The organism is Mycobacterium sp. ELW1 (assembly GCF_008329905.1).
Taxonomy (GTDB): Bacteria; Actinomycetota; Actinomycetes; order Mycobacteriales; family Mycobacteriaceae; genus Mycobacterium.
In genome coordinates this window covers 1438563-1451186 of the sequence record NZ_CP032155.1, presented here as the reverse complement: position 1 = coordinate 1451186, position 12624 = coordinate 1438563, and the positions used below count along the sequence as shown (strand labels likewise).

Here is a 12624-nt window from a genome sequence, read left to right as displayed (position 1 = left end):
AAACGCTACACGGACACACCCAGCGCGTCGGCGAGTTCCCTGGCTCCCGTCACCGGCAAGTCACAGGTCCGGCCGCGACACACGTAGGCCGCGTCGCTTCCACCGATCCGGTCGCGGCCTTCCAGCAGCGGCGAGGAGTTGACGGCCCCACCGACGACGATGGCGCCGCCGGGCGCCAATCGCCGCGCGGCGGAAAGCAATTCAGAGTCAGGTCCGTCGCAGGCGACAGCCACCTGCAGCGGACCGCGCACTGCCGCCTCGGCGACCGCCAGCCAGTGACCGGCCGACCTCGGCGCACGGGCCAGCAGAGCCGAATGCGCCGACAAGGCGGCCTCGGCGGCCTGTCCATAGCGAGCCGCGCGGTCGGCGTCGACCAGGTGGGCGGCGGTCAGCAGCGCTTCGGCGATCAGCGAGGCGCCCGCCGGCGTGGCGTTGTCCAACGCGTCGGCGGGACGGACCATCAGCTGCTCGGCATCGTCCGCGGTGTCGAACCAGCGGCCCGGACGATCCGGGTCGGCGAAGTGCCGCAGCGCGATGTCGAGCAGATCGGTGGCGCTCGCCAGCCACGCCGCCTCACCGGTGAGCTGGTGGAGCGTCAGCAACCCGGTGGCCAGCGCGGCGTGGTCCTCGAGGATGCCCGCACTGTCGCCCACTACCCCGCCAAGGCTCGCCCGCCGCAGCCTGCCGTCGACGATGTGTAGATCCAGCAGGGCCCGCGCGCACCGCGACGCCGCCGTCAGCAGGGGTGGAACATCAAGGGCCACACTGGCTTCGGCGAGTGCGGTGATGGCCAAGCCGTTCCACGCCGTGACGATCTTGTCGTCGCGGGCCGGCTGCACCCGCGTCGAGCGGGCGGCGAGCAGCGCCGCACGGACCCGCTCGAAGCGCTCGGCGTCGTCGGGACCGGCAGGCAACTGCAGCACCGACGACCCGTGCTCGAAGGTGCCACCCTCGGTGACCGCGAAAAGGCTTGCCGCCCATGCGCCGTCGTCCTCACCGAGCACCTCGTTCAACTGCGCCGGCGTCCACACATACGTCGAGCCTTCGACACCCGCGGCGTCGGCGTCCAACGCCGAGATGAACATGCCGCCGTCGGCGAGATCGTTCAGCAGAAAGCCGGCGGTCTCGGCCGCGATCCGGAAGGCCAGCGGGTCACCCGTGCGTCTGCCCCAGTGCGCGTACGCCCGCAGCAGCAGGGCGTTGTCGTAGAGCATCTTCTCGAAGTGCGGCACCACCCAGTCCGCGTCGACGCTGTAGCGCGCGAACCCGCCGGCCAGCTGGTCGTAGATGCCGCCGCGACCCATCGCCGTGCCGGCCCGAACGACGGCGTCCAACGGCAGCGGCGAGCCCGTGCGTTCGTAGGACCGCAGCAGCGCCTCGAGCAACGCCGACGGCGGGAACTTGGGGGCCCGCCCGAAGCCACCACGCTCGACGTCCTCGTCGCGCAGGATCGCCAGGACGGCGTGGTCGCACAGCGCGGGCTCGATCTCCGGCCCGCCGTCAGGCAGGCCGGTTGTCATTCGGCGCAGCTCCCCGGCCACCTGATCGGATGCCTCTTCGACCTCGTCGCGGCGGGTCTGCCAGGTCTCGGACACCGCGTCCAACAGCTGCAGAAACTGCGGCTTCGGGTAGTAGGTGCCGCAGAAGAACGGCCGGCCGTCGGGGGTCAGGAAGCAGGTCATCGGCCAGCCGCCCTGGCCGGTCATCGCCACTGTCGCGTTCATGTACACCGCATCCAGGTCCGGCCGCTCCTCGCGATCGACCTTGATGCAGACGAAATGTTCATTCGCCACGGCTGCGACGTCCTCGGACTCGAAGGACTCGTGGGCCATCACATGGCACCAGTGGCAGGCCGCATACCCGACGGACAACAGGATCGGCACGTCCCGGCGCGCCGCCTCGGCCAGCGCCTCGGGGGTCCACTGCTGCCAGTGGACCGGGTTGTCGGCGTGCTGACGCAGATAGGGGCTGGTCGCGCTGCCGAGGGTGTTAGCCGCCGGGCTCATGCGGGGGCGTCTTGGTCTCGCGCTCGGTGCCGGCGGCGTCGTCGGTTGTCGCTGCACCGATCGCTTCGCCCTCGACCGGCTCCTCATCGAAGCTCTTGGGCAGCTTCTTGAGGTGCCGGTTCATCGACCACACCAGAATGAAGACGGAGATCAGCAGGATGACGACGATCAGCAGGCCGAACGGGCTGGCCTTGCCGAAATCCGGGCCGGTGTTCTTGGGCGGATCAGCCAGCACCCACACGGCCGTCGTGAACAGGTCTCTCACTCGAAGATCTCGATTCCGGTGAACAGGTCGTCTTCAGGCAACTTGGCGGGCACCCGCGAACGAGCCAGTTCGAACTCCTCGGTGGGCCACAACCGCTGCTGCCACTCTATGGGCGTCGCGAAAAAGAATCCGTCCGGGTCGATCTGGGTGGCGTGCGCCTTGAGGGCTTCATCGCGCTGGTTGAAGTACTCCGAGCACAACACCCGGGTGGTCACCCGCCCGGCGAAGATGTCGATCTCCGGGTCCCACTTGGCCAGCCAGCTGGCGAACGGGCCTTCCTGGCCGTGCTTGGCGAACTCGTCCTGCAGCAGCTGCAGGCGCGCCCGCAGAAAGCCGTGGTTGTAGTAGAGCTTGCTGACCGCCCAGGGTTCGCCGGCGTCGGGATACAGCCGGTAGTCGGCCGCGGCTTCATAGGCCGCCACCGAAACCTCATGGCAGCGAATGTGATCCGGATGCGGATAGCCACCGTTCTCGTCGTAGGTGGTCATCACGTGCGGACGGAACTCACGGATCAGCTTCACCAATTCGCCGACGGGCTGCTCCAGCGGCACCAACGCAAAGCAGCCGTCGGGCAGCGGCGGCGGCGGATCGCCTTCGGGCAGCCCGGAGTCCTCGAACCCCAGCCAGTGGTGTTCGACCCCGAGGATCTCCGCGGCCCGGGCCATCTCGTCGCGCCGGATGTCGGCGATCCGGCCGCGCACTTCGGGCAGGTCCATCGCCGGGTTCAGAATGTCGCCACGTTCGCCGCCGGTCAGAGTCACCACCATGACCCGGTGGCCTTCGGCGGCGTACCGGGCAACGGTTGCTGCGCCCTTACTGGACTCGTCGTCCGGATGGGCGTGCACAGCCATCAGCCGCAGTTCGGTCACGTCTCCCCTGTACTCACAGTCTTGTCATCGGGCCTTACGTGCTGATGTAACAGCGACAGCACGCCCTATAGTCCAATAGTTCCATTCGGGGCGTGGATACCCGTAATCGAAGCCCGCTGACGAGAGACGCGACGCAGACCCATGACCGACAGTCCCCCGCCGCTCCCGCAGGAGCGTTACGGGCGTACCCGCCTGCCGGCGACCACCCGGCGACGGGTGGCGTTCGCGCTGGGTGTGCTGGTCTTGGCCGCCGGCCTGGTGCTCGCTCTGATCGCCTACCAGCGCTTCGAAGGCAACGATGTCGAGGGCACGATCGCGGCGTATCAGGTCACCGACGATCACACTGTCTCGGTGACGATCAGCGTGACCCGAAAGGACCCTTCCCGGCCCGTCCATTGCATTGTCCGAGTTCGTTCCCACGACGGCGACGAAACCGGTCGGCGTGAAATTCTGGTGCCCCCATCAGACGCGGCAACGGTGCAGGTCACCACATTTGTGAAGTCGTACAAACGACCATTCGTCGGCGATATTTACGGTTGCGGAACTGACGTTCCCGGATACCTCGTCGCGCCCTGACCGGCGACGGAACGACCAACAGCGAACTGCGAAAGCATGAAGGTTGCCTGTCGTCGCGGTGGTAGACTAATCCGATACACGGTTCCTGCTGGGAGCCGTGTATTGCTTCATTAGCGCGTTTGATCGCAGCTCTTCGATGGCAATACACGCGGAACCATCCGCACGTTCCCAGCAGCGACGACAGACTGCAACGCGAACATCGCGTAACCAACGAATGAGGAGCGCAGCGAGATGACCGATACCCAGGTGACCTGGCTGACCCAGGAGTCGTACGACCGCCTCAAGACCGAGCTGGATCAGTTGATCGCCAACCGTCCGGTCATCGCCGCCGAGATCAACGACCGTCGCGAAGAGGGCGACCTGCGCGAGAACGGCGGCTACCACGCCGCGCGCGAAGAGCAGGGCCAGCAGGAGGCCCGCATCCGCCAGCTGCAGGAGCTGCTGAACACCGCCAAGGTGGGCGAGGCTCCCAAGCAGTCCGGCGTCGCGCTGCCCGGTTCGGTGGTCAAGGTCTACTACGACGGCGACGAGTCCGACACCGAGACCTTCCTGATCGCCACCCGCCAGGAGGGCATCGACCACGACAAGCTCGAGGTCTACTCGCCGAACTCCCCGCTGGGCGGCGCGCTGCTCAACGCCAAGGTCGGTGACACCCGCGAGTACGCGGTGCCGAGCGGCAAGACCGTGAAGGTCACGCTGGTCAGCGCCGAGCCCTACCACTCGTAGCTTCACTCGCGCGTGGCGCGCATCGCCGAAGACCTTCTTCTGCTGCTACTCGACAATGCGGCAGCACAGCCCGCTGTGGAGCCGGCGCGGCTGCAGCGGCTGCTGGCCGCCGCCGTACTGCTGGACCTCGCCTACGACTGCCGGGTCCGGCCTGCGATACCAGGTGAACCCGTCCCGGCTGATCGACTGGTCGCACTGGCCGGGCCTCCACCACTGGATCCCGTTGTGCGTCCGGCACTGGCCATGCTCGAGGAGGCGCCGGTCAGCGCGAGTGAGGCGATCGGCAAGCTGCGCAAGCAGATTGAAGACCGCGTGATCGACCAGTTGCTGCGCACCGGCCAGATTCATCAGATTACGTTGTCGCAGAACCGGTTCCGCCGAAGCACCTATGCCTGGCCGCTGGCCAGCCGGACGCGGGTGGACCGGGCCCGGTCCGCCCTGCTGTCCACGTTGTTCGACGGCAACCGTCCCGACCCGGCCACGGCGACGATCATCACGCTGCTGCATACCGTCGGCGCACTGGGCGCGGTACTGAGCCTCAATGACCGCGGCTGGCACTGGGTCTGCGATCGGGCCAGCGAGATCGCCAGCGGCACATGGGTTAACGACGCCGAGATGGCCGAGGTCAATCTGGCGGTGACCACCGCCGCGGTGCGGCCGGCGCTAGTTTAGGGCTTGCTCGAGGTCGCCGAGCAGATCCGCCGGGTCTTCGATCCCCACCGAGAGGCGAACCAGGTCGTCGGGCACCTCGAGCTGCGATCCGGCGGTCGACGCGTGCGTCATGGCGCCAGGATGCTCGATAAGCGACTCGACCCCGCCCAGCGACTCAGCAAGGATGAAAACCTCGGTGCGCGAACACAACCGGCGTGCCGCTTCAATGCCGTCGCGCATCCGAACCGACACCATGCCGCCGAATCCGCTCATCTGTCGCGCTGCCACCTCATGCCCGGGATGCGAGGGCAGGCCGGGGTAGAGCACCTGGCTCACCGCGGCGTGCTCCGCCAGGAATTCCGCCACCTTCGCGGCATTCGCGCTGTGCCGCTGCATCCGCAGCTCCAGTGTCTTCAGGCCGCGCATCGTCAGATACGCGTCGAACGGACCGGGCACCGCGCCCGCGCCGTTCTGCAGGAACGCGAACTTGGTGTCCAGTTCCTCGTCATTGGTGACCAGCGCGCCACCGACCACGTCGGAGTGCCCGCCGATGTACTTCGTCGTCGAGTGCAGCACTATGTCGGCACCGAGGTTCAGCGGCTGCTGCAATGCCGGCGAGGCGAAGGTGTTGTCCACCAACACCTTCTGACCGCCGACCGCGGCGATCTCGGAGATGGCGGCGACGTCGGCGATCGAGAGCAGCGGATTGGTCGGCGTCTCCACCCAGATCAGCTTGGTGGTGGCGGTGATCGCCGCGCGCACCGCGTCGAGGTCGGACAGCGCCACCGGCGTGTGTGCAACCCCCCACTGGGTGAACACCTTGTCGATGAGCCGGAAGGTGCCGCCGTAGGCGTCGTCGGGGATGACCACGTGGTCGCCGGGACGCAACACCGCCCGCAGTGCACAGTCGGTGGCGGCCATGCCCGAACTGAATGCGCGCCCGAAGGTGCCGTCCTCGACTGCGGCGAGCACCGCCTCCAGCGCGGCGCGCGTCGGATTGCCCGTGCGGGCGTACTCGTAGCCACCACGCAGGCCGCCGACGCCGTCCTGCGCGAAGGTGCTGCTGGCATAGATCGGCGCGTTGACCGCACCGGTCGCGGGATCGGGACGGTATCCGGCGTGGATGGCCCTGGTCGCGAACCCCTGTGCCCGGTGCCGGTCGGCTGCGCTGCGCTGCTCACTCATCGGTTTCGAGCCTAACGGCTCGAGACGTCAGAGCGGCACGCACACCGTCGTCATGATTTTATCGGCGAGCGTCTGCCGCTTGGCGTCCCACAACGGGAACAGGTAACCGATGTAGCAGATGATCGCGTCGACGAAGTGGGCGATCTGGCGCACGATCGACAGCCCGAAACCGATCGGCTGGCCGGTCTTTTCGCTGATCACCTTGAACTTCAGCACCGACTTGCCGATGCTCGACCCGGTGGTGCCCTGGCGGTAACCGTAGTTCCAGACCCAGAACGCCAGGCTGGCGAGCCCGAACACGAACGACAGGATCAGTCCCAGCGTGGACGGCTGCGAGGTGCAGTAGACGCCGTAACTGTTGTCGACGCTGCTCGAGGTGCAGTTGTTCTCGCCGGTGGCCACCATCAGGCCCTGCCCGACGCCGGACAGGATCGCGATCGGGAGGGCGTCGATGATGAAGGCGCCGACCCGTTTGATCCACGGGGTGTACGCCTCTTTCGACAGCACGCCGGCGCCGGGTGGGGGCGGCGGCGGATAGTTCCCCGGCGGCGGGGGCGGGTAATTCCCCGGCGGAGGGGGCGGGTAGTTACCGGGCGGAGGGGGCGGTTGCGTCATCGAAAGTCCTTGTCTCTACAGGGGGAGGCAGACGGTCGTCATGATTTTGTCGGCCAGGGTCTGGCGCTTGCTGTCCCACAGCGGGAACAGCACGGCGATCAACCACACGATGCCGAGGCAGATGTAGGAAGCCACCAGGTACAGGATCTCGCGAACGAACGACAGTCCGAAACCGATTGGCAGTCCGGTCTTTTCGCTGACCACCTTGAATTTCATCACGGATTTGCCGATGCTCGACCCGGTGGTGCCCTGGCGGTAACCGAGGTTCCAGACCACGAACGCGACCGCGATCAGGCCGGCGACGATCAGGGCCAGCGTGCCGATGGTCGAGGTTCCCGTCGCGCAGTAGTCCGCGGTCTCGTACTGCGACGTGTCGGTCACACATTCGGTGTCCGTGGTGGCGATCACGACGCCGTATCCGATGCCCAAGATGATGTAGGCCGGGATGTAGTCGATCAGCCACGCGACGACGCGGGTGAACCACGACGTGTAGGCGCTCTGCGGCAGCTGGGGAACCGGCTGACCGGGTGCGGGCGGTCCGCCGAATGCGGCGCCCGGCGGCGGCGGTGCGTAACCGCCCTGGGGCGGTGGTGGCGGCGGATAGTTACCGGCAGGCGGCGGCGGGTAGTTCCCTGGGGGCGGCGGCGGGTAGCTCCCCGGCGGGGGACCTGGCGGTTGTTCGGTCATGGCGCCTTCCACTCGAGAGTGATCACCTGGGGTAAAGCGGCCTAAATGTACCTGAGAAGTACCTGCGTATCGCGGCAAAGCGCAATCTTCATCTGAGCGCAATCCGCCGCTCAATGAATTTGCGTGAGCAACTACTTCAGCGTCGGCGCGGCCCGTCGGACAGGAAACCGAGCAGATCGTGGCGAGTGATGACGCCGACCGGCTTGCCTTCCTCGACCACCATCAATGCGTCCCGCTCCCCCAACGCCTTTGCCGCTGCGCTGACCAGTTCTCCCGCCCCGATCAACGGCAGAGGTGGGCTCATGTGCACCGCCACCGCGTCGGCGAGCTTGGCCCGTCCCTCGAACACCGCGGACAGCAGTTCCCGCTCCGAGACGCTGCCCGCCACTTCGCCCGCCATCACGGGGGGTTCGGCGCCGACGACGGGCATCTGGGAGACGCCGTACTCGCGCAGGATGCCGATGGCGTCGCGGACGGTCTCCGACGGGTGGGTGTGCACCAGGTCGGGCAGCGCCCCGGACTTGCCGCGCAGCACATCGCCGACTGTCGGCTCGACCACCGACCCGTCCAGGCGGGTCCGCAGGAATCCGTACGACGACATCCACCCGTCGTTGAAGATCTTGGACAGGTAGCCACGGCCCCCGTCGGGCAGCAGCACGACGACCACCGAATCGGGGCCGGCCTGCTGGGCCACCTTGATCGCGGCGACGACCGCCATCCCGCAGGAGCCGCCGACCAGCAGCGCTTCCTCGCGGGCCAGCCGTCGGGTCATGTCGAACGAATCGGCGTCCGAGACCGCGATGATCTCGTCGGGCACGGCCGGGTCGTAGGCGGCGGGCCAGAAGTCTTCGCCGACGCCCTCGACCAGGTAAGGCCGCCCGGTGCCACCGGAGTACACCGAGCCCTCCGGGTCGGCACCGATCACCTTCACCTTGCCGCCGGACACCTCCTTGAGGTAGCGCCCGGCGCCGGTGATCGTTCCGCCGGTGCCGACGCCGGCGACGAAATGCGTGACCTTGCCGTCGGTGTCCGCCCAGATCTCCGGGCCGGTCGTCTCGTAATGGCTGGCCGGGCCCATCGGGTTGGAGTACTGGTCGGGCTTCCAGGCACCGTCGATCTCGGTGACCAGTCGGTTGGACACGCTGTAGTAGCTGTCCGGGTCGTCGGGAGCGACGGCCGTCGGGCACACGACGACCTCGGCCCCGTAGGCGCGCAAGACATTGCGCTTGTCCTCGCTGACCTTGTCCGGGCAGACGAAGATGCACTTGTAGCCGCGGCGCTGCGCGACCAGCGCCAGCCCGACGCCGGTGTTGCCGGAGGTGGGTTCGACGATCGTCCCGCCGGGCTTCAACTGACCGCTGGCCTCGGCGGCGTCGATCATCTTCACGGCGATGCGGTCCTTGGCGCTGCCGCCCGGGTTGAGGTACTCGATCTTGGCCGCGACCAGCCCCGAGCCTTCCGGCACGACGGAGTTCAGTTGGACCAGTGGGGTGTGCCCGATCAGCTCGCTGATGTGCGACGCGATTCGCATGCCTACATCGTGTCAGGCGGCGAATCCGCGCGGCTAGCCGGTGGCTTCGCGGATGTACTCGCCGATCTGACGCAGTGAGCGTTTGGCTTCGGGGATGAGCGGCGCGGCGAGCTGGAAGTCGTGGATCTGGCCGGGCCACACCCGCACCTCAGTGGGCACACCGGCGGAAGCGAGCCGCCGGGCCGCCAGCCGGGCGTCGTGCAGCAAGACCTCGGATCCGGACACGTGAATCAGCGTGCGCGGAAGGCCGGGCTCGATGTGGTCGAGCGGCTCGTAGACGCCCTCGGGCTCGCCGTCGACGATGTTCTTGGCCGCGGCACGGGCGACCAGGGCGACCAGCGCGTCGAACGCCTTGGGCGGGAACATCGCGTCGGTGCGCATGTTCGGGTGGGCCACCTTCTGCTCGTGGTCGAGCTGCAGCAGCGGCGAGATGGCCACCAGCGCGGCGGGCTCCTCACCGAGGGCCTGCAGCCGCTGCGCCAGGGTCAGGGCCAGATAGCCGCCGGCGGAGTCGCCGGCCAGCACGATCTGGTCGGGCTCGTAGCCGCGAGTTCGCAGCCATTGGTAGGCGTCGTAGCAGTCGTCGACGGCGTTTCCGATGGTGTGCTTAGGGATGAGCCGGTAGTCGACCACCAGCACCGGCGAGTCGGCGAACTTCGACAACGCGACCGAGATCCGGCTGTGCGAGTTCACCCCGCAGGTGAGGAAAGCGCCGCCGTGCATGTAGAGCACGATGCGGCGGTTGCCGTCGGCAGGCAGGACGCCGGGTGCGCGGACCAGTTGCGCCGAGGCGTTCGGCAAACCGACTGTGGCGCGCACGGTGCCGGGGGTGGGCAGCAGCGCGCGGGCGACGAAGTCGACCAGGCCGAAGGGCCATGGCCAGTGCGGCACATGGCTGAGCACGGCCAATGTGGGCCACATGGTGGCGCGGGTGCCCATCGAGACCAGCCGCGCGGCGACGCTCGGGCCGCTCTCGACGACTTCGACCGGCGCGCCGTCGCTGACCGGGTACCGGCGCGGGCGACCGCTACCAGCGTGAACATGATGGGGGGCAGAAGCCCGGACCTTGCTGGGTGCGGTCATCGTCAACACTCCCTACGCCAATGTAGATACGTGTCCCGGGCAATCGAGCGAATCCCGGTAACTTAGCTTGCCATCTGCCTTACCTATAACAACTAACGATCTGATTTCTTACCGGATCTGATACCTGTCTGTAATCGCGGGGCCACTGTTGCGCCCCGAATTGACGCCCGAGCAGCACCTAAACTGGACGCGTGGGGATACGCGCTCCGCGGAAGTCAACGGCCGCGCTGGCAGCGGCGGGGATTCTGGCCTCGACCGGAACCGCCGTCCTCGGTGCGCGCAGTTTGCTCACCGGTCAGGCGGACCAGGTCCGCAATGTGATTCCGAAGTCCTGGGACGTCCCACCGCGGGCCGACGGCATCTACGCCCCGGGCGGCGGCCCCGTCCAGCGCTGGGAACGCGGGATGGAGTTCGACCTTCATCTGATGGTGTTCGGCGACTCGACGGCCACCGGCTACGGCTGTCGCAGCGCCGACGAGGTGCCCGGTGTGCTGCTCGCCCGCGGCCTCGCCGAGGAGTCCGGCAAGCTCATCCGCCTGTCGACCAAGGCGATCGTCGGTGCGACGTCCAAGGGCCTGTCCGGTCAGGTCGACGCGATGTTCGTGGCCGGCCCGCCACCCGATGCGGCGGTGATCATGATCGGCGCCAACGACATCACCGCCCTCAACGGCATCAGCCCGTCGGCCCGCCGGCTCGGTGCGGCCGTGCAGCGCCTGCGCGCCTCCGGTGCGGTGGTGGTGGTGGGGACGTGCCCGGATTTCGGTGTCATCAAAGACATCCCCCAACCGCTGAGATGGACGGCCCGCAACCGCGGCCTGCGACTGGCCCGTGTGCAGGCGGCCGCGGTGCGCGCCGCGGGTGGACTCCCGGTGCCATTGGCTGATCTGCTCGCGCCGAACTTCCGGCAGGCGCCCGAGGTGATGTTCTCCGAGGACCGCTACCACCCGTCGGCGGCGGGATATGCGTTGGCCGCCAACCAATTGATGCCCGCGCTGTGCCATGCGCTCGGTGAGTGGACCGGTGTCACCGTGCCCGATCTGCCGTGGGCGACCAAGTCGGAGGTACGGGCGCTGACCGACCGGCTCGGACCGCTGGCGCAGCTGCTGCGCCGCAGAACAACCGGGGTCCCCGCACCGATCGTGGTGACCGCGAGCTAGGTTCGTGTGCAGTCTCGCTGCACCCAAGCTGCACACCAAGGAGCCGTCATGCCCGAAGCCGTCATCGTTTCCACCGCCCGCTCGCCGATCGGGCGCGCGATGAAGGGGTCGCTGGTCGACATCCGACCCGACGATCTGGCCGCGCAGATGGTGCGCGCCGCGCTGGACAAGGTGCCCGCACTGGACCCCCACGACATCGACGACCTGATCATGGGCTGCGGCCAGCCCGGCGGTGAGTCGGGCTTCAACATCGGCCGGGCGGTCGCCGTCGAGCTGGGTTACGACTTCATGCCGGGCACCACGGTCAACCGGTACTGCTCGTCGTCGCTGCAGACCACCCGGATGGCGTTCCACGCGATCAAGGCCGGCGAAGGCCATGCGTTCATCTCGGCCGGCGTCGAGACGGTGTCGCGCTTCGGCAAGGGCAACGCCGACGGCTGGCCGGACACCAAGAACGCGCTGTTCGCGGATGCGATGGCGCGCTCGGAGGCGGCCACCGCCGGTGCCGACGAGTGGCACGATCCGCGCGAGGACGGCCTGCTGCCCGACGTGTACATCGCGATGGGTCAGACCGCCGAGAACGTCGCGCTGTTCACCGGGGTCAGCCGCGAAGACCAGGACCACTGGGGGGTGCGCTCGCAGAACAAGGCCGAGGAAGCCATCAACAGCGGCTTCTTCGAGCGCGAGATCGTGCCGGTCACGCTGCCGGACGGCACGGTCGTGTCCAAGGACGACGGGCCGCGCGCCGGCACCACCTACGAGAAGATCAGCCAGCTCAAGCCGGTGTTCCGGCCCAACGGCACGATCACTGCCGGTAACGCGTGTCCGCTGAACGACGGCGCGGCCGCGCTGGTCATCATGTCCGACACCAAGGCCAAGGAGCTGGGGCTGACCCCGCTGGCGCGCATCGTGTCGACGGGCGTGTCCGGCCTGTCGCCCGAGATCATGGGCCTCGGCCCGATCGAGGCCGTGAAAAAGGCTCTCGCACAGGCGAACATGACGATCGGCGACGTCGATCTCTACGAGATCAACGAGGCGTTCGCGGTCCAGGTGCTCGGCTCGGCGCGCGCGCTCGGCATGGACGAGGACAAGCTGAACGTCTCCGGCGGCGCGATCGCGCTGGGGCATCCGTTCGGCATGACCGGCGCGCGGATCACCGCCACCTTGCTGAACAACCTGCAGACCTACGACAAGACGTTCGGCATCGAGACGATGTGCGTCGGCGGTGGCCAGGGCATGGCCATGGTGATCGAGCGCCTCAGCTAGTTCGTCA

Annotated in this window: 13 protein-coding genes; 5 read left to right on the top strand and 8 right to left on the bottom strand. The window is 67.8% G+C overall.

The window, feature by feature from the left end:
• Window positions 1-5: 5 nt before the first annotated feature.
• From D3H54_RS06765 to mca, 3 genes are read right to left on the bottom strand one after another with little or no spacing between them, the layout of a single operon-like run.
• On the bottom strand, window positions 6-2006 hold the full coding sequence (locus tag D3H54_RS06765; protein WP_149378392.1) for a thioredoxin domain-containing protein: 2001 nt from the start codon (window positions 2004-2006) through the stop codon (window positions 6-8).
• A complete protein-coding gene (locus D3H54_RS06760) occupies window positions 1990-2271 on the bottom strand; it encodes a hypothetical protein (protein WP_149378391.1) in 282 nt (93 codons plus the stop codon). Before D3H54_RS06760 ends, D3H54_RS06765 begins: the two co-directional genes overlap by 17 nt.
• Window positions 2268-3140 carry a mycothiol conjugate amidase Mca gene (gene mca / locus D3H54_RS06755; protein ID WP_149378390.1) on the bottom strand — a complete coding sequence of 291 codons (873 nt, stop codon included), beginning with the start codon at window positions 3138-3140 and terminating at the stop codon, window positions 2268-2270. Before mca ends, D3H54_RS06760 begins: the two co-directional genes overlap by 4 nt.
• 141 nt (window positions 3141-3281) lie before the next feature.
• Here mca and D3H54_RS06750 point away from each other — a divergent pair, with 141 nt between their 5' ends.
• From D3H54_RS06750 to D3H54_RS06740, 3 genes are all read left to right on the top strand, one after another.
• Window positions 3282-3716, top strand: coding sequence for a DUF4307 domain-containing protein (locus D3H54_RS06750; protein ID WP_149378389.1), 435 nt, complete (start codon window positions 3282-3284; stop codon window positions 3714-3716).
• A gap of 231 nt (window positions 3717-3947) precedes the next feature.
• Window positions 3948-4442: a transcription elongation factor GreA gene (greA, locus tag D3H54_RS06745; RefSeq protein WP_071950063.1), complete on the top strand. Its 495-nt coding sequence runs from the start codon at window positions 3948-3950 to the stop codon at window positions 4440-4442.
• A gap of 12 nt (window positions 4443-4454) precedes the next feature.
• A complete protein-coding gene (locus tag D3H54_RS06740) occupies window positions 4455-5114 on the top strand; it encodes a GPP34 family phosphoprotein (RefSeq protein WP_149378388.1) in 660 nt (219 codons plus the stop codon).
• On the opposite strand, the gene D3H54_RS06735 is transcribed toward D3H54_RS06740, so the two are convergent.
• The 5 genes from D3H54_RS06735 to D3H54_RS06715 all read right to left on the bottom strand — a co-directional run bounded on the left by D3H54_RS06735 (window position 5106) and on the right by D3H54_RS06715 (window position 10194).
• Window positions 5106-6278, bottom strand: coding sequence for a cystathionine gamma-synthase (locus D3H54_RS06735; protein WP_149378387.1), 1173 nt, complete (start codon window positions 6276-6278; stop codon window positions 5106-5108). The two genes, D3H54_RS06740 and D3H54_RS06735, sit on opposite strands and share 9 nt — an antisense overlap.
• 27 nt (window positions 6279-6305) lie before the next feature.
• Entirely contained in the window at window positions 6306-6893 is a 588-nt protein-coding gene (locus D3H54_RS06730) for an RDD family protein (RefSeq protein WP_149378386.1), read from the bottom strand.
• Between the two features lie 15 nt (window positions 6894-6908).
• Window positions 6909-7580, bottom strand: coding sequence for an RDD family protein (locus tag D3H54_RS06725; RefSeq protein ID WP_149378385.1), 672 nt, complete (start codon window positions 7578-7580; stop codon window positions 6909-6911).
• A 136-nt stretch (window positions 7581-7716) separates the two neighbouring features.
• Window positions 7717-9111 carry a cystathionine beta-synthase gene (locus D3H54_RS06720; RefSeq protein ID WP_149378384.1) on the bottom strand — a complete coding sequence of 465 codons (1395 nt, stop codon included), beginning with the start codon at window positions 9109-9111 and terminating at the stop codon, window positions 7717-7719.
• 33 nt (window positions 9112-9144) lie between these two features.
• Window positions 9145-10194: an alpha/beta hydrolase gene (locus tag D3H54_RS06715; protein ID WP_149378383.1), complete on the bottom strand. Its 1050-nt coding sequence runs from the start codon at window positions 10192-10194 to the stop codon at window positions 9145-9147.
• A 191-nt stretch (window positions 10195-10385) separates the two neighbouring features.
• Here D3H54_RS06715 and D3H54_RS06710 point away from each other — a divergent pair, with 191 nt between their 5' ends.
• Window positions 10386-11351, top strand: coding sequence for an SGNH/GDSL hydrolase family protein (locus tag D3H54_RS06710; protein ID WP_149378382.1), 966 nt, complete (start codon window positions 10386-10388; stop codon window positions 11349-11351).
• Window positions 11352-11399: 48 nt separating this feature from the next.
• Complete coding sequence (locus D3H54_RS06705; protein WP_149378381.1) at window positions 11400-12617, top strand: acetyl-CoA C-acetyltransferase; 1218 nt, start codon at window positions 11400-11402, stop codon at window positions 12615-12617.
• Window positions 12618-12624 lie beyond the last annotated feature (7 nt).